The sequence below is a fragment of the Ralstonia sp. SET104 genome (genome assembly GCF_003851545.1).
GTDB lineage: Bacteria > Pseudomonadota > Gammaproteobacteria > Burkholderiales > Burkholderiaceae > Ralstonia.
The window spans coordinates 48,829-68,884 of the sequence record NZ_BHVX01000015.1; the positions used below are offsets into that span (position 1 = coordinate 48,829).

The 20,056-nt window shown below is 64.0% G+C and carries 13 protein-coding genes and 1 tRNA gene; 9 read left to right on the top strand and 5 right to left on the bottom strand.

Annotated elements, in window-relative coordinates; all coding sequences use genetic code 11:
* Nucleotides 1-33 precede the first annotated feature (33 nt).
* From PSUB009319_RS18015 to PSUB009319_RS18025, 3 genes are read left to right on the top strand one after another with little or no spacing between them, the layout of a single operon-like run.
* Entirely contained in the window at nt 34-1,614 is a 1,581-nt protein-coding gene (locus tag PSUB009319_RS18015) for an ABC transporter substrate-binding protein (RefSeq protein WP_124383569.1), read from the top strand.
* A 7-nt stretch (nt 1,615-1,621) separates the two neighbouring features.
* Nucleotides 1,622-3,535 (top strand): CMD domain protein, encoded by a 1,914-nt coding sequence (locus tag PSUB009319_RS18020; protein WP_124383570.1) that lies wholly within the window; start codon nt 1,622-1,624, stop codon nt 3,533-3,535.
* Nucleotides 3,532-4,122: a peroxidase-related enzyme gene (locus tag PSUB009319_RS18025; RefSeq protein ID WP_124383571.1), complete on the top strand. Its 591-nt coding sequence runs from the start codon at nt 3,532-3,534 to the stop codon at nt 4,120-4,122. Before PSUB009319_RS18020 ends, PSUB009319_RS18025 begins: the two co-directional genes overlap by 4 nt.
* Before the next feature lie 76 nt (nt 4,123-4,198).
* Here the strand turns inward: PSUB009319_RS18025 and PSUB009319_RS18030 are convergent, their stop codons facing one another.
* Together PSUB009319_RS18030 and PSUB009319_RS18035 are read right to left on the bottom strand one after the other, a co-directional pair.
* Nucleotides 4,199-6,514: a xanthine dehydrogenase family protein molybdopterin-binding subunit gene (locus PSUB009319_RS18030; RefSeq protein WP_124383572.1), complete on the bottom strand. Its 2,316-nt coding sequence runs from the start codon at nt 6,512-6,514 to the stop codon at nt 4,199-4,201.
* Nucleotides 6,511-6,978 carry a (2Fe-2S)-binding protein gene (locus PSUB009319_RS18035; RefSeq protein ID WP_124383573.1) on the bottom strand — a complete coding sequence of 156 codons (468 nt, stop codon included), beginning with the start codon at nt 6,976-6,978 and terminating at the stop codon, nt 6,511-6,513. Before PSUB009319_RS18035 ends, PSUB009319_RS18030 begins: the two co-directional genes overlap by 4 nt.
* 179 nt (nt 6,979-7,157) lie before the next feature.
* On the opposite strand from PSUB009319_RS18035, the gene PSUB009319_RS18040 reads away from it, so the two are divergent.
* Nucleotides 7,158-7,248 (top strand) — tRNA-Ser (locus PSUB009319_RS18040).
* Nucleotides 7,249-7,547: 299 nt separating this feature from the next.
* On the opposite strand, the gene PSUB009319_RS18045 is transcribed toward PSUB009319_RS18040, so the two are convergent.
* A complete protein-coding gene (locus tag PSUB009319_RS18045; RefSeq protein WP_124383574.1) occupies nt 7,548-7,829 on the bottom strand; it encodes a hypothetical protein in 282 nt (93 codons plus the stop codon).
* A 544-nt stretch (nt 7,830-8,373) separates the two neighbouring features.
* Between PSUB009319_RS18045 and PSUB009319_RS18050 the strand changes: the two genes are divergently transcribed.
* From PSUB009319_RS18050 to PSUB009319_RS18065, 4 genes are all read left to right on the top strand, one after another.
* Entirely contained in the window at nt 8,374-10,398 is a 2,025-nt protein-coding gene (locus tag PSUB009319_RS18050) for a CocE/NonD family hydrolase (RefSeq protein WP_124383575.1), read from the top strand.
* Nucleotides 10,399-10,951: 553 nt separating this feature from the next.
* Nucleotides 10,952-12,514, top strand: coding sequence for a methyl-accepting chemotaxis protein (locus PSUB009319_RS18055; RefSeq protein WP_124383629.1), 1,563 nt, complete (start codon nt 10,952-10,954; stop codon nt 12,512-12,514).
* Nucleotides 12,515-12,845: 331 nt separating this feature from the next.
* Nucleotides 12,846-13,853 (top strand): hypothetical protein, encoded by a 1,008-nt coding sequence (locus PSUB009319_RS18060; RefSeq protein WP_124383576.1) that lies wholly within the window; start codon nt 12,846-12,848, stop codon nt 13,851-13,853.
* A 4-nt stretch (nt 13,854-13,857) separates the two neighbouring features.
* The gene (locus PSUB009319_RS18065) at nt 13,858-14,667 is read left to right on the top strand and encodes a DUF4239 domain-containing protein (protein ID WP_124383577.1); all 810 of its coding nucleotides are present in this window, start codon (nt 13,858-13,860) and stop codon (nt 14,665-14,667) included.
* A 127-nt stretch (nt 14,668-14,794) separates the two neighbouring features.
* Here the strand turns inward: PSUB009319_RS18065 and PSUB009319_RS18070 are convergent, their stop codons facing one another.
* A complete protein-coding gene (locus PSUB009319_RS18070) occupies nt 14,795-16,861 on the bottom strand; it encodes a sodium:solute symporter family protein (RefSeq protein WP_124383578.1) in 2,067 nt (688 codons plus the stop codon).
* 19 nt (nt 16,862-16,880) lie between these two features.
* On the bottom strand, nt 16,881-18,863 hold the full coding sequence (acs, locus tag PSUB009319_RS18075) for an acetate--CoA ligase (RefSeq protein WP_124383579.1): 1,983 nt from the start codon (nt 18,861-18,863) through the stop codon (nt 16,881-16,883).
* 205 nt (nt 18,864-19,068) lie between these two features.
* Here acs and PSUB009319_RS18080 point away from each other — a divergent pair, with 205 nt between their 5' ends.
* The gene (locus tag PSUB009319_RS18080; RefSeq protein WP_124383580.1) at nt 19,069-20,028 is read left to right on the top strand and encodes a DMT family transporter; all 960 of its coding nucleotides are present in this window, start codon (nt 19,069-19,071) and stop codon (nt 20,026-20,028) included.
* Nucleotides 20,029-20,056: the final 28 nt, after the last annotated feature.

Below are 20,056 nucleotides of genomic sequence, written 5' to 3' on the forward strand. Positions count from 1 at the left end.
ACGATTTAAAAAAAAAGGGAAAAGGGAACCCACGTGAAACGCCTCCTAGCCTCGTCGCTTGCTGTTGCCTTGTTTGCTGCCGCCGCAGTGGCCACACCTTCGGTTGGCGCACAAACGCTGAACATCGCCTTTGCCGATCCCCTGTCGTCACTCGACCCGCAACTGAACAACCACGCAGGTGACCGCTCGGTCGATGTGCATTTCTGGGATCTGCTGGTCGAAAACAAGTGGAACAAGCTGCAGCCCGGCTTGGCGCTGTCGTGGAAGACGCTGGACCCGAAGACGTGGGAATTCAAGCTGCGCCCCGGCGTGAAATGGCACGACGGCCAGCCGTTCACGGCGGATGATGTCATCTTCTCGTACCAGCGCGCGCGCAGCGTGCCGGGCAGCGTGGCGACGTTCGCGGGCTACCTGCGCACGGTGGAGTCCGTTTCGGCCCGCGACCCGCTCACGCTCGTCATCAAGACGAACATCCCGAACCCGGATCTGCCGCTGAACCTCGCCTCCGTGCACATCGTCAGCAAGCACGTGGGCGAAAAGGCCGCCACGGAGGATTACAACGCCGGCCGCGCCGTGGTGGGCACGGGCCCATACAAATTCGTCTCGTACGTGCCCGGCGATCGCGTGGTGATGGCGCGCAACGATAACTACTGGGGCAGCAAGCAACTCTGGGAGAAGGTCAACTACCGCTACATCAACAACGCTGCTGCACGCACAGCCAACCTGCTCTCGGGCGAAGTGGACGTGATTGACAAGGTGTCGGTGTCTGACCTCGCACGCCTGCGCCAATCACCCAACGTGAAGGTGTTCGCCTACCCTGGCCTGCGCGTGATGCTGCTGCAGCCAAGCTTGCGCAAGGGACCAAACCAATACATCACCGACAACGATGGCAAGCCGCTGGCCAACAACCCACTGCTGGATGTGCGCGTGCGCCAGGCGCTGTCGCTGGCGATTGACCGCAAGGCCATCGTCGATCGCATCCTGCAAGGCGCCGCCACCGTCGCCAACCAGTGGATGCCTTCGGACACCTACGGCTACAACCCTGAGGTGAAGAACATTGCCTACGACCCGGCGCAGGCCAAGAAGCTGCTGGCCGATGCCGGTTTCCCGCAGGGCTTCAGCCTGGTGATGCACGTGCCGAACGACCGTTACCCGCAAGGCCCGGAAACGGCCCAGGCGGTGGCGCAGTTCTGGACGCGCATCGGCGTAAAGGCACGTGTGGAGGTGGTGCCCTGGTCGGTCTACTCGGGCCGCGCCAATAAAAACGAGTATGCGATGAGCATGCTGGCGTGGGGCAACGGCACGGGCGAGGCGAGCTATGCGCTGGTCAACGTGCTGGCCACCGTCGACACCAAGAAGGGCCTGGGCGCCTCCAACTGGGGCCATTACAGCAACCCGGCGGTGGACAACGCACTGAACGCCTCCACCGAGGAATTCAACGTCGAGAAGCGCGCGGCCATTCTGCGCCACTCGGTCAAGCTGGTATCGGACGACGTGGGCGTGATGCCGCTCTTCCACTACCAAAATGTGTGGGCCGCCAAGAAGGGCCTGAAGGTGACACCGATGACCAGCGACCGCACCGCCGCGCAGATGGTCACCAAAGACGGCAAGTAAGCCCGCCATGGCTGCATTCACGCTCAGCGTTACGCCAGCAGATGATCTGATCGACGTATCCCGCCAGATTGTCGTGACGGGGCTGGCGCCCGGCGCGCAGGTCGGCATCGTCTCGCAGACGCGTCGCGGCGGTCACAGAAATACGGGCGTACTTTGGCACGCGCGCGCCGCATTCGTTGCCGATGCGCAGGGCACCGTCGATCTGACCCGTGATGCGCCCGTCTCGGGTGACTACGGCGGCGTCAGCGCGATGGGTCTGATCTGGAGCCAGCGCCCCGAAGACGGCAAGGCGCGCGATGTCTTTCCGCAACCCGCGACCGAGCCACTGACGACCACGCTCACGGCCACGGCCAATGGCGAGTCGGTCCACGCGAGTTTCGTGCAGCGCCTGGCCGCACCGGGGGTGACACGCCAAGAGGTGCGCGCGGTGGACAATGAGGAGGGCCTGGTCGGCACCCTGTATCAGCCCGACCCATATGCACACCCTGGCCCACGCCCTGCCGTGCTGATCCTCAATGGCTCGGGCGGCGGCATCAACGAGCCGCGCGCAGCGCTGTATGCCTCGCACGGCTATGCGGCGTTCGCACTGGCGTACTTCAAGGCACCGGGGCTGTCGGATTACATCTCCAACACGCCGCTGGAGTATTTCGAACGCGCCCTCGCGTGGCTGCGAAAGCGTGTGCAACCGCTGCACGACTTCGTTGCCGTGAGCGGCCAGTCGCGCGGCGGAGAGCTAGCGTTGCTGTTGGGCGCGACGTTTCCCGAGGCAGTATCTGCGGTGATCGGCTATGTGCCGGGCGCGGTGGTGCACAGCGGACAAAACGCCGCCGCCCCTGCGGTCGGCCGCGAGGGCCCGACGTGGTTGTATCGCGGCCAGCCGCTGCCGCATCTGTGGGAAGGCAATCGCACGGCCACGTGGGCGCCATTTGACGAAGGCCCCGCGCCGCATCGGCACGAACGCGCCATCCGCACCACGCTGCAGGATGCCGATGCCGTGGCGCGTGCGCGCATCCGCATTGAACGCGCGCGTGGGCCGGTGCTGCTGCTCTCTGCCACCGACGACGGATCGTGGCCCTCGGGCGATTACTCGCGCATGGTCACCGCCAAGCTGGCCGAGGTGCGCCACCCCTACCCCGTGCAGCATTTCGACTATGAAGGCGCGGGCCACGCCATCGTCTTCCCGTACATACCAACCACGCAGCTCGTCTATGCGCACCCGGTGTCGGGCCGCATCAGCACCGGTGGCGGCGAGCCGCGTGCCAATGCCCGCGCCGATGCCCAGTCGTGGGCCGCGGTGCGACGCTTCCTCGCCAGCGCGGTGGCCGCGCGCGGCGCGTCCGTACCCGACTCCCGGAGCCTTTCATCGATGGATTTCACGCCCGCACAGGATGTTGTCGATCAGGTCGCTGGCCTGAACAACGGCAGCGCCACGCACGCACTGCGCCACACCCGCGAGAAGGTCGCAACGGCGACACAAGGTAGCTACGACGCGTTGTTTGACGCGGCGCTGCCCGGTCTCACACTCGGTGAACGCCTGCTCGTGGCGCTGTATACCTGCCGCCTGACGCCCGCACCCGAACTGGCCGAACACTACCGCGCACGCCTGACAGGCACGCCGGTTGACGCCAGCGCCCTGCAAGCCGTCGACCAGGGTGACGCGGACGCGCTGGCCGACACACGCCTGCGCGCCATCCTCGCCTTCACGCGCACGCTCGTCGAGCGCCCCATCGAAGGCGACCGCGAAGCGCTGCTGCGCCTGCCCGCCGCGGGCCTTGCCACTGCCGACGTTGTCACGCTCGCGCAGCTCATTGCCTTCCTGTCTTATCAGACGCGGCTGGCGGTCGGCCTGCGCGCGCTGAACGCACTCAACGGTGCCAACACCCCCACCACCCCCACCACCCGCACGGAAACCGCAGCATGACCGAGATCATCCGCGCCCACGGCTTCACCAACGAATCGCTGGAATGGAAAGCGTGGCTCGATGTGATCGACCTCGACCGCGCCACGCCCGAGCAGATCGCCGTGCTGGAAGAGAGCCACCCAAAGGCGAAGACGTCGGACTACTACCGCTTTCTCGTTCATCAGCCGGAGATCCTGCGTCAGCGCTCGGCGGCGTTCAACGCGATCATGTACGCGCCGGGCGGCCTGTCGCGTGCCGAACGTGAACTCGCCAGCACGGTGGTATCGCGCGTGAACGGCTGCGTGTACTGCGCTTCGGTGCATGCGCAGCGCTTCGAGCAGCTTGCCAAGCGTAACGACGTGATCAAGCAGGTCTTTGAAGACCCGCACATCGCGGGCACAAATGCGCGCGAGCGGGCCATCGCGCTGTTCTCGATCGACCTGACCCTGCACCCCGGCGACGTGCGTGGCGAAGACCTGCAACCACTCAAAGCCGCAGGGCTGACGGATGCGGAGATTCTTGACCTGATCCACGCCGTGGCGATCTTTGCGTGGGCGAATCGACTGATGCTGAATCTGGGTGAGCCGGTGTTTCCGGACGCGGCCTGAGCGTTGTGGCCTCGCCGCAAAAAAGAAAAAACCGCAGGCGCAAACCTGCGGTTTTTCTGTTTCAACGCAAGCGGCGTCACACCATCGGCAACTGCCGCACAGGCTTGCCAGTCAACTGCGCCACGGCATGCGCCACGGCCGGTGCGATCGGTGGCACGCCAATCTCGCCCACACCGGTGGGCTCGGCCGTGCTCGGCACGATGTGCGTTTCGATGAGGGGCGCCTCGGCCATTTTCAGCGCCGGATAATCCGGGAAGTTCGATTGCACGACCCGCCCGTCCTTGATGTCGATCCGCCCATACAACGCCGCCGTCAGGCCAAAGATGACTGCGCTTTCCATTTGCTGCGCAACGATGCCCGGGTTGACCACCGTGCCGCAATCGACCGCGCACACCACGCGGTGCACGCGCGGCTTACCGTCCTTCAACGACACCTCCACCACTTGCGCCACCACAGAGCCGAAGCTCGGGTGCAGCGCAATACCGCGCGCACGCGGTGCGCCATCTGGGGCCGGTGCCAGCGGTTGGCCCCAACCTGCCGCCTGCGCTGCTGTGTCGAGCACCTTCAGCTCGCGCGGATGCGCCTTCAGCAAGTCACGCCGCATCGCCAGCGGGTCGAGCTTGGCCGCCGCCGCCACGTCGTTGAGGAAGCCCTCCATGAAGAAGCCGTTGTATGAGTGGCCGACGCTGCGCCAGAACCCCACGGGAACGGGCAAGTCGACCGCCACGTGCGCGATGTGCTCGTGCTCGATCTCGTACGGCAGGTCGAACAGCCCTTCCGCGGTGTAGCGATCGATACCCGCCGAGGGCGCACCGAACAGGCGGTCCAGCTCACCCGCCAGAATCGATTGCCCGGCGCTGCGCGAGGCAATGGCCGTGATCTTGCCGTTCTCCACCCGCGCCTTGAGCCGGGCAATCGCGTGTGGGCGGTAGAAGTCGTGGCGAACGTCCTCTTCACGCGACCAGATGACCTGTACCGGCTTGCCTTCGGTCTTGGTAGCGATGGTCACGGCTTGGCCGATGAAATCTGACTCCAGCCGCCGCCCGAAACCGCCGCCGATGAGCGGGATGTCGATGCGAACCTTGTCGCCGCTCACACCTGCCGCGCGTGCGGCCACCAGTTGCGCCAGCGTGGCGACCTGCGTGGGCGCCCAGAGGTGCACACCGTCCTGCGTCACCTGCGCAGTGCAGTTGATCGGCTCCATTGTGGTATGCGCGAGATACGGCGCGGTGTATTCGGCTTCAACCAGGGTGGCGCCGTTGGCCTGATTGGCTTCACTGAACGCCTTCAAACCGTCACCGAGCGAGCGATAGGTGAATCCGCCCTTGTCGCTGTCCAGCGCGCTGACGAGCTGCTGCCGGATGCCCACAGAATCGAGCGTGGCATGCGGGCCGTTGTCCCACACAGGCTCGACTGTTGCCAGAGCTTGACGCGCCTGCCAGTAGTGGTCAGCCACCACCGCCACGCCGGGTGCGCCACCAGCAGCGCCTTCAAAGGGCACCACGTAACGCACGCCTGGCATGCCAAGTGCCGCTTTCGACTGGAACGACTTGAGCTTGCCGCCAAACACCGGGCACATCACAACGGCCGCATACAGCATGCCGGGCAGACGTGTGTCGATAGAGAAGCGCGCGCTGCCATCCGTCTTGGATGCCAAGTCGTTGCGCTGCGCCGGCTTGCCGATCAGTTGGTATTGCGAAGCCGGTTTGAGCGTAACGCTGGACGGCGCAGAAATGCCGCGCGCCGACTTTGCCATGCTGCCAAACGTTGCCTGTTTGCCGCCAGGGCCGATCAGTTGGCCATCGCGGATGCTCACTTGCGCAGCCGACACATTCCATTCGCGTGCTGCCGCTTCCACTAGCGCAGCACGCGCCGTGGCGGCAGCTTCGCGCACAGGCTGCCAGCCATCGGCCGTGCTGCTGCTGCCACCCGTGATGATGAGACCGATCTCGCGCGCGCTCTTGGCCATGATCCAGTGCAGTGCGCGCGCCCAGGTTTTGTCAGCGCTATCGGGATGCAGCGGCAGCGAACTGTCACCCATGGCGACCACGTTGCCGTAGATGCGTTCTACCGGCGAGCTTTCGATGCGCACGCGCGTGAGCGGAATATCCAGCTCTTCCGCCGCCAGCATCGACAGCGCGGTGTGAATGCCCTGCCCCATTTCCACGCGCGGCATGGCAAGCACAACGTCGCCGTCGGGCGTGATCTTGATCCAGCCGTTCAGCGCGATCTCGCCATTGTGTTCAGGAAAGATTGCCGGATCACCCAGGCGGCTGCGCGGCGGCATCACGCCCCAACCCACCACAAGTGCGCCCCCGATACCAAGCGCGCCCAGCAAAAAACGGCGGCGCCCCGAACGCACCTTCGGCAGTTTCGTCGCGTTGGCGTTCATGCCTGCCCCTCCCGCAGTGCCTTGGCGGCGCGCTTGATGGCGACACGCACGCGCGGATACGTGCCGCAGCGGCAAATGTTGGTCATGGCCGCGTCGATGTCGGCGTCGCTCGGGTCCGGGCTCTTGGTCAGCAGATCAGCGGCAGCCATCAGCATGCCGGATTGGCAGTAGCCGCACTGGGGCACCTGCTCGTCCACCCAGGCTTGCTGCAACGCGTGGCGCTTGCCTTCGCCACCGGCCAGCCCCTCGATGGTGGTGATGTGCTTGCCGGCCACGGCTGCCACAGGCAGCACGCAGGACCGCACAGCCGCGCCGTCTACATGCACCGTGCATGCGCCGCACGCCGCAACGCCGCAGCCAAACTTGGTGCCGGTCAGGTTCAGGTGATCACGCAGCACCCACAAGAGGGGCGTGGCCGGGTCGCAATCAACGCTGACCGGCTTGTGGTTGACGTCCAAATCCATGGGGTGAAGGTCTCCGGATATCGTTATTTTTGTGACTTTTGTGCGGCAGAGCGTACGTTCAAACGCCTGCGCGCCGCAAGAGAGACGCCCCTCTGGTTTTATCGTGCTGGAGGCTGGCGTGTAACACGAGCGCTGGGGGCTTGGCGGCCCTGCACGGTGTGCTACAATCGCGGGCTTCCGGAGAGATGGATGAGTGGTTGAAGTCGCACGCCTGGAAAGCGTGTATAGGTTAATAGCCTATCAGGGGTTCGAATCCCCTTCTCTCCGCCAGAATTGCACACAAAGCCCTGATTTTTCAGGGCTTTTTCTTTTTGCGCTGATGCAACCCACTTTGCTGCCCATATTGCGGGGGAGTAATAGCTGGTCATTCGCCCGACAAGTTGGGCAGGCGATCAAGAAACAGCTGACATGGCTGCGGGATGCGTGCTTCAACGCGGTCAATGCCCGCCAGCAACAGGCGACGTTGCACTGTGGCGTTTTCCCTTGCAAGCGCCAAGCAAGCCCAATGCAAGCGTATCGAAGGCGCCAAGTCCCACTTCGCCTTACGCAGCCTGCATCCCTCTCGAAGCTCAATGGAGCGTGGCTGGCGTCTTCTCCATCAGCAGCGTCTGCGTAACCTGATCGCGAATCGACTGTGCTTTGAGCAGCAGGCGCAACGCGATATCGGCGCCGCGGCTATTGGCGACGTGTTCGATAAAGGCGGTCCGTGCGCGTTCGTTCAGTGTGGCAACGTGCGCGGCTTCGGACCACACCCGCCACGCGGCAGGCTGACCGGCAAACTGCTCGCGGCGGCGCAGCAAGTCTGAGTCGATGGCTGCGGCAATCTCGAGGTCTTGAATAGTGCGATTCATGATGGCCCCCTTTCGGTCTGTGCTGGTTTTGCTGTCTGTACGTGGCGCCCTGTGCCGGGCCTGCCCAGCCTGACTCTGCAACGTCCATGCCAATGCCAATGCGCCGCCCACCGCGCGTCATGTGCATGCATGCGTTGTCGTTTTGATCTGTTTGAAACGCCCTGTGGGCGGGGGTTGGCGGGTAGCGCCCCTACGTTGGTGGGGTGCAAAATCCTCATCCGAAAACCGCCGCGCCAGACCGCCCGTTACGGGGAACGTTACGTAACGTGGGCTGCGTTCCACGCCCCGGCACACTTGCTACATCGCCATACAGCGCGCCGTACAGCGCCACCTGTGGGCGACATGTCGACAGGCATGCTTGGTGCTTTATCCGTGCGCCCAAGCCCGCTGGCGCGTGGTCGGCCGTGTCACCCACCCCTCTTCTGCGCTGGCATCGTCGCTTGTTTCGCTTCCTGACCGGCAGCGATCGGCCGGGTGCCGCCACCCTCGGCGCCGCCGGCCATTCCCCCCATACACAACAAAAGCATTCAAGAGGAGACACCCCATGCAAATGGGCAACCCACGCATGCGGCACAGCTGCATCCTGATGTCGGCGCTACTGTGCGCGGCGCTTTCGCTTTCGCTTCCGCTGTCGGGCTGCGGCGGCGATGGCGGCTCGACTGTCGCCACCCCTTACGGCAGACCCACCGATTCAAACACCACGATGCAGCCAATGCAGCCGGTACGGCCTGCCGCCGCCAACTGGACCACGCTCGGCACACGTGCCACGCCAGCGCTGCCGGGCACATCCATCACGAGCAATGCGGGCGCGAAGTGGGTCGACTACAACCCGCCCGCGCTCTACGCCGGTGTCGCACGGCAGGCCACGCAATACATCAGGATGCCCGACGGCACGAAGCTCGCGGCGTATGTGACGCTGCCGGCCGACGCCTCGGGCAACGCAGTCGCCGGTACATTCCCGACCGTGCTGGTGCAGACCTCGTACAACGGCGGCAACGCACAGTACGAAGCGTCAATTGGCGCCGCGCTAGGTGCGGCCGATCCGTACATCGTCCAGCACGGCTATGCGACGGTGGTGGTGGACGTGCGCGGCACAGGCCAGTCGCAAGGCACGTGGGACGCCTTTGGCGCCGACGAGCAGAGCGACTACGGCCACGTGGTCGACTGGGTCACGCAGCAGCCGTGGAGCAACGGTGCCATCGGCCTGTACGGCGTGTCATACCTTGGCATCACAACAGTCATCACGGCGGCGCAGAACCATCCGGCGGTCAAGGCGGCCTTCCCCATCGTGCCGATTGGCGATGGGTACCGCGACATCGTCTTTACTGGCGGGCAGACCAATCTGACGTTCATCCCGGCGTGGTTCGGGCTGGTGTCGGTGCTGAGCCTGACCGACCCGACACTGGTGACCGACCCCACCATCGGTCTGCCGGCGGTGCTGCAGCACCTGGTGTCTGCGGTAACGACATTCCAGTTGCCGACCATGCTGCAAGCGCTGCTCGGCACAACCGCCACCGCCTATGACGGCGCGTTCTGGGCGACGCGCTCGCCGCTGGAGAACGACGGCAAGATCAAGGTGCCGACGTTCGTGGTGGGCGGCCTGCACGATCTCTTCCAGCGCAGCGAACCGCTCACCTACGAGGCCATCAAGACGCAGGCGCCGGCCAAGCTGCTGATCGGCCCATGGACGCATCTGCAGGCTGGGGTGGGCAACGGGTTGCCGGTCGATGGCGTGCCGCCGCTGAACCATATTCAGTTGCAGTGGTTCGACCAGTATGTAAAGGGCATGAATGTGGACGCCGATGCGCTGCCGAACGTCACGCAATACGTGACTGGCCACGGCCACTACGCCACGGCGACCGACTGGCCGCATCCCCAAGTGCAGGCGCAGCAGCTCTTCCTGCGCGGCGACAAGAGTCTGTCAGCCACAGCGCCCGCGGCCAATGAAGCCAGCAATCAGGTCGCCCAGCAGCCACTGAACGGCGCGTGCTCGATCAGCTTGGCGCAATGGACAGCCGGTTTGACTGGCTTCATCCCGCTGCCATGCCAGACCGACGACACCCTGGCTGAAGCCGCTGATGTGAAGTTCGAAACGCCGCCCATGCCGGCTGATGTCTACCTCAACGGGCCAATTGAAGCGGACGTATGGATCTCCACGACTGCGCTGGATGCCGGCGTATCGGTGCGCATTGACGACGTGGATGCCGCAGGCAATGTCACGCCGCTCACCGACGGTCTGCAGACGGCCTCGTTGCGCGCGTTGGACACAAGCCGTTCACGCACGATGAACGGCCTGACGATCCAACCGTGGCACCCCTTCACGCCCAGCTCCGTGCAGGCGCTTGTGCCTGGCGAAGCCGTTATGGTGCCCGTCGAGGTATTCCCGACCAGTGCACTGGTCGCCAAGGGCCACAAGTTGCGCGTCGCCGTGGGCGCGAGCAACCTGCCCCAAGGCGTGCCGCCGCTGCCCACGCTGCTCAACTCGCTGATCGGCGTGCTGACGATCTATAGCGATGCGGCCCACCCATCCAAGGTGGTGCTGCCGGTCGTGCCCGCCACCGCGTTGTAGCAGGCACCCTGCTCCTCTGTTGTCTGACGGCCCGCTCTGGCGGGCCGTTTTCTTTGCACACTACGCGTAACCAAAATATGTAGTTATCTAGATACATGCGAAAAACCACGCAATGCACAGCCCGTAGAGAAAATAGAAATACCTGACTTCATTTACCGCAAATACGGTAGAGAAAAGTTGGCAACCGGCACCTCGTATAACCCGTCTCACGATACGGAATCCTGTAGCGCGCCCCCTTTCGAATGAGGTTTCACGTGCGAAACACGCGCACCCTCCATTGCCACACCCTCCATTGCATTAAGTGAAAACGCGTATGAAGAATGTTATTCAGAATTTTCTTTTCAATGCCGATAACCCTTGAGGAGACAGAAAAGCGAACGGAGACAAATCGGTCTCGCTGTGACTGAACCCGCATTTTTCTCATCTCACCTCATCTACGCAGCACCTTGCACATAACCAACGTGGCCGTCGACCGTCTTTCTCAAGTCGCTCCGGTGCGAGGCCACGCCTCAATTCAGTCTGCAAACCGGAGGACGCTGTGAACCTTTCCCGGATGACCATCAAGGCCAAGCTCGCCACAGGCTTTGGCGTGCTGGCAGCCATCGTTGTCGTGGTGTCGGGCATGTCGTTGCGGGCACTGTCCGAATCGACTCAAGGATTCCTGAACTACGTGCACGGCATCAGCGCCCGCGCAGACGTCGCCAACGACGTGCGTACGGCGGTGGATCGCCGCGCTATTGCCGCGCGCAACCTGGTGCTCGTGGTCACGCAACAGGACCTGGAACTGGAAAAGGCTGACGTCTTTCGCGCGCACGACGATGTGAAGAACAAGCTCAAGCAGCTCAACGACATGATCGCGAGCGCCAGGGACACCAACGACCGCGCCCGTACGCTGGTGGAAGACATCAACCGCGTGGAAGCGCAGTACGGGCCCGTGGCCACCGACATTGTCGGGCTGGCACTGGCCGGCAAGCGCGATGAGGCCATCCAGAAGATGGACAACGAATGCCGCCCGCTGCTGGCTAAGCTCATCAAGACCACCGATGCATATGCCACTTACACGCACGAGCGCCAGGAACAGCTAATGCAGGCGTACGAGGCACAGTACGGCATGCAGCGCAATCTGCTGGCCGGTCTGTCGATCGGCGCGGTACTGCTTGCGGTGATGGCCGGCATGATCATCACGCGCTCGATCACGCAGCCGATCCGCACTGCCGTGGATGTCGCCAGAACGGTGGCCCGTGGTGATCTGAGCAGCCGCATCAACGTGCAAGGCAAAGACGAAACGAGCCATCTGCTCTCCGCCCTGCGCGACATGAACGGCCGCCTGACCGAGATCGTTGACAAAGTGCGCGACAGCAGCAGCAGCGTCGCCGGTGCCGCCAAGCAGATTGCCGCCGGCAATGCCGACCTGAGCCAGCGCACGGAAGCGCAGGCATCGTCACTGCAAGAAACGGCCGCCAGCATGGAAGAGCTGACTTCTACCGTCAAGCAGAACGCCGACAACGCACAGCACGCCACCACGCTCGCCTCCACCGCGTCGGAAGTGGCGCTCAAGGGCAGCACGGTCGTGAGCCAGGTCGTGTCGACCATGCAAGACATCAGTGAGCGTTCGAGCAAGATTGCCGATATCACCGGCATCATCGAGGGCATCGCATTCCAGACCAACATCCTGGCGCTGAATGCCGCCGTGGAAGCCGCACGCGCAGGTGAGCAGGGCCGCGGCTTTGCGGTGGTCGCCAGCGAGGTGCGCAGCCTGGCGCAGCGTTCGTCAACGGCGGCCAAAGAGATCAAGGAACTGATCGCCTCGTCGGTGGAACGCATTCACGATGGCTCCACGCTGGCGGGTGAGGCGGGCGTGACGATGACGGAAGTCACGCAGGCGGTGGCCCGCGTTACGCACATCATGGAAGAAATTGCCGCCGCGTCGGTCGAGCAGAAGCGCGGCATCGAGCAGGTCAACCAGGCGATCTCGCAAATGGATGAAGTCACGCAGCGCAACGCAGCGCTGGTGGAAGAGGCTGCAGCCGCATCGCAATCGCTGCAGGATCAGGGGCAGGAGCTCAACGCAGCGGTATCGTTCTTCCGCGTCGATCCGCACGCCGTGCACGCCTGAGCAGAGCGATCCATGTCGTAGCCGTTATCTCCGAGCTGTCATTGCGCCCGCCGCCGAAAGGCCGCGGGCGCTTTCTCTTTCCGTCCTGTGTCTTTCGTTAGGCCGTCGTACGTGACTTCCGCCGCATTGGCGGGCGTGCAAGTGCGACGCAAAGTGGATTTGCCCCGTGCAACAAAACCAACGGGGCAAGCCAGGGCCGCGCACGGCCCACCCTGCCGACGAAGGCCACCATGCAAGCGAGCCAACCACACCTGCCGTGCCGCCGGTTCTGCGCTGTCATGCCGCGCATGCCATCCGTGCTACCCATGCGGTGCGATGGCGGGAGTCCGGCATGATCCCGCACGCCCTGGGGCACTGGCTATGCCCGCGTGTGGTGCCGCACATGCATCCAATTCCGGCTCTTGCTGAACAGCTTCGTGAGGAATGCGAGGCCATGGCCCGCTACGCCCTGCACCACGGGCTGCCAGTCGCACCAGAACTGATCGCCCAGCTTGGCGACCTGATCGATCGGCAGATGCCGGCACGTGCCACGCCGCACCACGCGTTGGCGGCCATCCACCGCAAGCTCGCGGCGGCCATCGCGCCAGCCACGCCGCAGGCCGTCACCCTGCTCGACGCGCAGCATCGCAGCGATCACCCATTCGCATGGCTTGGGCCCGTGCCGTTGATCCGGCTGCTGACCAGCGCGGCCATCGCCTTCCTGATCGCGGTGATTGCCACCGGCATGTCGCCCGACGTGTCGAGCGCGAACATCGACCGGGGCTTCCTGCAATCTGACGGCACACGCCTGCTATGGAACACGCTGTTCCTGCTGTTCTGCGCCGGGCTGGGGGCGTCGTTTGCCACGCTGTTTCAGGCGCATCGCTATGTTGCCGCCTCCACCTACGACCCGAAGTACGACGCTTCGTACGGCGCACGGTTGATCCTCGGCGTGATTGCCGGGCTGATCCTGGTGGAGATGCTGCCTGCGCAGCTGTTTGACCGCGGCAGCATGCACAACTTCGGCAAGCCGGCGCTGGCGATGCTGGGCGGATTCTCGGCCACCGCCGTACACCGGTTGCTGCAGCGGCTGGTGGATGCGCTGGAAACCCTGGTGCGCGGCGACCGCTCGGCCGATGCCGACGCCGCCATGCAAACCTACCGCGCCCGCGCCGCCAGCGAGCGCACGCAGTGGCAAAGCGAACTCGCTGCCAACCTGATTGACCTGCAGCAATCGTTCGACAGCACCGCCTCGCCCGAAGCGATACGCCAACGCCTGGCGGATTTCACACGCGCCATGCTCGCCGCCAGCGACCCGGCGGCCTCCTCTTCCCCCGCCACCCGACCATTCAAGGAGTGACCCCATGCTGTTCCTCTACAACATCCCCGCTTGGGCGATGGGTGCGCTCATCGTCTTCGCAACGCTGTTTCTGGCATTGGGTGGCTACGTACTGTTCCGCCGGTTTTTTCCGATCACGCTCGATGCCGAACAGCGCAGCATGACCATCGCCATGATGACGGCCGTCACCACCATCAACTCCTTGCTGGTGGCGTTCTCGGCCATTTCGGTATGGGGCGCGTATCAGGCCGCCGCCGACATCGTGGCCGCTGAAGCCGCGTGCGCCACAGAACTCGCTCGCGATCTCTCGGCGTTCTCGCACCCGAGTGCCACGACGGCGCGGCGCGAGCTGGTGGCCTATCTGGAACACGTCGTGCATGATGAATGGCCAAGCATGCAGCAGCACGCCCAGCCTGATGCGGATACGGAGACAGTATTCAACCGCATGTTCGCCACGGCCAACCGCATCACCCCGCGCGACGACCGCGAGCGCGTGCTGTTGATCGAAGTGCTCGCCCGCGTCAACGAGATGGTGAAGTACCGCGAAAAAAGGTTGCAGAACCTTGAGGCTGCCATGCCCGGCACGCTCTGGGGCGTGATGCTGATCGCCAGCGGCCTGTCGTTGCTGCTGCTCTATGCACTGCCGGCCACGCGTTTTCACATGGCGCTGGTGGCGGTATGGGCCATCACGCTGGGCCTGGCGTTCTTCTTTGTGCTGGCAGTGGACCGCCCCTTTGCAGGCGAAGTCAGCGTCAGTGCGGCGCCGCTCGATCGGGCCATCCAGACATTGTCGAACGACAAGCCGCAGACGAATCCTCTGCCCTCGCCCAACTAAGTGCGCCGCCTCGCCACGATGCCCGCCACGATGCCCAGCATGCAGGCTGGCGAGAGCGCTAGCCCTCGGGGCGGCGCCCCCCACGCTTCGGCCCCGCCTTTTACCGGCTCGTCGGGGGCCGGTTTTTTTACAGCGGCTCGCGAATGTAGCCGACCAGCTTATCGATCACCGGCCGGTTCGGTCTGGTGAGCAGACTTACGACAATCGCCACCACAAACCCCGCCGGCACGCCGAACGCTCCCGAGGCAATCGGGTCCACGCCAAACCACGGCTGGCCCAGCGCGCCCGTCATACGCGTGAAGAACGGATAGTTGGCGATGATGTAGTACACACTCACAGCCAGCCCGGTCAGCATGCCCGCGATGGCTCCGGCGCGGTTGGTGCGCCGCCAGAACACGCCCAGCACCAGCACCGGAAAGAAGCACGACGCCGCCAGCGAAAACGCCGCCCCCACCAGGAAGAGGATGTTGCCCGGCTTCAATGACGTCACGTAAGCCGCCAGCAACGCCACGCCCAGCAGCACCACCTTGGCGCTCGTCACACGCCGTTGATGGCTGGCCGTGTTGTCAATCATGTGGAAGTACACGTCGTGCGACAGCGCATTGGCGATGGTCAGCAGCAGGCCATCGGCGGTGGATAGCGCGGCCGCCAGCGCACCGGCTGCAATCAAACCAGACAGCACGTACGGCAGCCCGGCGATCTCGGGTGCGGCCAGCACGACCATGTCGGGCTGCATCATCACCTCGGCCCATTGCACGATGCCGTCACCGTTGATGTCGTGCAGCGCAAACACCGGCGGATCGACCTTGCGCCACGGCACGATCCACTGCGGCAAGTCAGCAAACGGCGCCCCCACCAGATGCTGCAGCAGGTCGAGCTTGACCAGCGCCGCCAGCGCCGGCGCCGACACATATAGCAGCACCACGAAGAACAGCGTCCAACTGACCGAGTTGCGCGTCTCCTGCACCGACGGCGTGGTGTGAAAACGCGTGAGGATGTGCGGCAGGCTCGCCGTGCCCACCATCAGGCAGAACACCAGCAGCACGAAATTCAGCCGCTCTGTACCGCGCCCGTTTTCCGATGTCGATGGGAACGGCTCAATAGACGGCGGTGCCACCCGGCTACGGGCCAGCGCATCTTCGCGCGCCTGGTTCCAGAGAATCGACGCCGTGGCGGCATCGGGCGGAAACTCCTCGCGTGCGCGCTCCAGCACCTTGATCTCGCGCAGCGGCGCATTGCGCTCACGCGCCAGCTTGAGCTGTGTGTTCAGCGCCTCGCGCGCGTTTTCGAACGACTGCGGCAACTGCGAGATGCGCTCCTGCAGCGCGCGCGCCTCGTCCAGAAAATGCTCGCGCACGTGCTGCTCGGCGGGGTCATGGGCGATGCGCTGTTCCTGTTTCTCGATCTGCTCCAGCAGGCGACCGGTTGAAAACTGCGGCACCGGATCGTGATGCTGATACCAGCCAATGATCGACACCACGCCCAGGAACGACACGATCATGATGATGTACTGCGCGACCTGGGTCCACGTGACCGCGCGCATGCCACCCAGGAACGAACACACCAGGATGCCCGCCAGCCCGAAGAACACGCCCACCGAAAACTCCACGCCGATGAAGCGCGTGACCACCAGCCCAACACCCTGGATCTGCGCGACGAGGTAGACGAACGAACACAGCGTCGCACCCAGCACCGCGATGCCGCGCACGACAGAGCTGCCGCCACGCTCCCCGTTGCCGTAGCGGTTGGCAAGAAAATCCGGCACCGTATAGCCGCCGAACTTGCGCAAGTACGGCGCCAGCAGGAAGGCGACGAGGCAGTAGCCGCCTGTCCAGCCCATCACATAGGCCAGGCCCTCGTAGCCGGAGGCAAACACAATGCCCGACAGGCCGATGAATGAGGCGGCGCTCATCCAATCGGCCGCGGTGGCCATACCGTTGAAGAACGCAGGCACGCGGCGCCCGGCCACGTAGTACTCGGTCAGATCAGCCGTGCGGCAGATGAGCCCGATGCACGCATAGATGGCAATCGTGACGAACAGGAACACATAACCGAGCCATACGCCCGGCCCGCGCACGCGTTCGATCGCGCCCATCATCACGATGAAGAGCAGCAGCCCTACGGTGTAGAGCCCGTAATAGAGAAACAGCCGCTTGCGAAAGCGGCTGTCTGGTTGGGAGTCAGTGGCCAAGATTGGCGACCAGCGCGACCGGTTAGCGGGTTTCCTTCAACTGGTCGAGGATGGCCGGGTTCTCCAGCGTGGATGTGTCTTGCGTGATGTCCTCGCCCTTGGCCAGCGAGCGCAACAGCCGTCGCATGATCTTGCCCGAGCGCGTCTTGGGCAGGTTGTCGCCAAAGCGGATGTCTTTGGGCTTGGCGATCGGGCCGATCTCCTTGCCGACCCAGTTGCGCAGTTCCGTGGCGATCTGCTTGGCCTCGTCGCCATCGGGGCGCGAACGCTTGAGAACCACGAACGCGCAGATGGCCTCGCCGGTCATGTCATCGGGGCGGCCCACCACAGCGGCTTCAGCCACCAGCGGGTTGGCCACCAGGGCCGATTCGATTTCCATCGTGCCCATGCGGTGGCCCGAGACGTTCAGCACGTCATCAATGCGGCCCATGATGGTGAAGTAACCCGTGTCCTTATCGCGGATGGACCCATCGCCCGCCAGATACAGATTGCCGCCCAGCTCTTCCGGGAAGTAGCTCTTCTTGAAGCGCTCCGGGTCGCCCCAGATGTTGCGAATCATCGACGGCCACGGACGCTTGACGACCAGGATGCCGCCCTGCCCGTTCGGCACGTCGTGCCCGGTTTCATCGACGATGGCAGCCATGATGCCCGGCAGCGGCAGCGTGCACGAGCCCGGCACAAGCGGCGTGGCACCTGGCAGTGGCGTCATCATGTGGCCGCCCGTTTCGGTCTGCCAGAACGTATCGACGATCGGGCAACGGCCCCCGCCAACATTCGTGTGGTACCACATCCAGGCTTCCGGGTTGATCGGCTCGCCCACGGTGCCAAGCAGGCGCAGGCTGGAGAGGTCGTACTGCTTCGGGTGAATTTTTTCATCCGCTTCGGCCGCCTTGATGAGCGAGCGGATCGCCGTCGGCGCGGTGTAGAACGTGCTGACCTTGTGGCGCTGGATCATGTCCCAGAAGCGGCCGGCGTTCGGGTACGTCGGCACGCCTTCAAACACGACTTGTGTGGCGCCAGCGGCCAGCGGGCCATAGGCAATGTAGCTGTGGCCGGTCACCCAGCCGATGTCGGCCGTGCACCAGAAGACGTCATCGGGCTTGAGGTCGAACGTCCACTGCATGGTCAGCAGCGTCCACAGCAGGTAACCACCCGTGCTGTGCTGCACGCCCTTCGGCTTGCCAGTCGAACCCGAGGTGTAGAGGATGAACAGTGGGTGCTCGGCGCCCACCGGCGTGACCTCGCAGGTGTCCGGCTGGCCGGCTTCGACCTCGTCCATTGCGCGGTCACGGCCTTCCACCCAGTTCACGTTGCCGTTGGTGCGGCGGTAAACGATCACGTGCTTGATGGCGCCGGTGCCTTCCATGGCCAGCGCTTCATCGGCGATGGCCTTGAGCGGCAGCGCCTTGCCGCCGCGCATCTGTTCGTCGGCGGTGATGAGCGCCACGGCGCCCACGTCGACAATGCGCTCCTGCAAAGACTTGGCCGAAAAGCCCCCGAACACCACCGAGTGCGTCGCACCAATGCGCGCACAGGCCTGCATGGCGACGATGCCCTCGACCGACATCGGCATATAGATCACCACACGATCGCCCTTCGTAATGCCGAGCGCCTTCAACCCGTTGGCAAAGCGGCAGACGCGTGCGTGAAGCTCGCGATACGTGATGCGCGTGACTTTGGCGTCATCCGTCTCGAAAATGATGGCGACCTTGTCGGCGTTGCCGTTCTCAAGGTTGCGTTCGAGGCAGTTGTACGAGGCGTTGAGTTCGCCGTCTTCAAACCACTTGTAGAACGGTGCGTTGGATTCATCCAGCACCTTGCTGAAGGGCTTGTGCCACAGCAGATGCTCGTGTGCGAGACGTGCCCAGAAGCCTTCGTAGTCGTGCTCGGCTTCGGCGCACAGCGCACGGTACGCATCCATGCCGGCAATGTTTGCCTGTTTGACAAAGGATTCGGGCGGGTCGAACACGCGCGTTTCCTGCAGGACAGATTCAATGCCAGTCATGGTGTCTCCTGATAGCGATGTCTGTAGTCGTTTTGCGGCGAATCTAAGGGAGTGACCTGACTCCAGCCTTACGCATTTGTGCACCGCAAGCCGGCACGAAGGGCACTACTATAATGCGTCACCTTACGTTACGGCACGCATCGCAATGCAGCATGACCGGCCAGAGAGCCGCGTCCCGTGCCGGTTTCCACCTGATTTCGTCATCGTGCCCATCCACGCCTTTTTCCTCATTGCTGCCATGGCATTGGTCGGCAGCAACGTCGGTTTCGGTAAGTCGATCGTCGCCGTCATACCGGTGATGCTGTTTGCATTGCTGCGCTTTCTGATCGCCATCATTTGCATGGCGCCGTGGTACAAGCCGTCGCGCATGCGGCGCGTGACGCGGAGCGAATGGACCAACCTGTTCCTCCAGGCATTGTTCGGCACGTTCGGTTTCACGCTGCTGATGCTCAATGGCGTGAAGCTCACGTCTGCGCTGGCTGCAGGCATCATCACCAGCACGATTCCAGCCGCGGTGGCGCTGCTCTCGTGGCTGGTACTGCGCGAGAAACCGTCCGGCCGCACGCTGGTATCGGTGGTGCTGGCGGTGGCGGGCGTGGCCATCCTCAATGCCTATCGCGGCGGCGAGTCGTCGGGGGCTGCGCCGGCCGATGCCTCGCAAGAACTCCTGGGCAACGCGCTGGTGATGGGCGCGGTATTGTGCGAATCGATTTACGTGATCCTGTCGCGGCGGCTGACGCAAACATTGCCCGCCATCGAGATCTGCGCGTACACGCATTTGATTGGCGGCCTCTTGATGCTGCCGCTGGGGCTGGTGCCGCTGCTCACGTTCGATGCGTCGAGCGTGCCGCTATCTATCTGGGGCCTGGTGCTCTGGTATGCGCTGTCTGCCAGCATTTTCTCGTTCTGGCTGTGGATGAAGGGCATCCGGCATGTGCCGGCGCACTTGGCAGGCGTGTTCACCTCGGTGCTGCCGATTGCAGCCGCCACGTATGGCATTGTCGCGCTGGGCGAAACACCGGGCTGGCCGCACGGCGTGGCGCTGGCGTGCGTGGTGGCCGGTATCCTGGCGGCGAGCTGGCCCGCACGGCCACGCAAGCCAGTGCGGCGTGGGCGGGTGATTGACCCATTAGACCCGCTCGATCCGTCGCTGGACCAGGAGTAAAGCGCAACGCAAGCGTTTTCCTGTAAAC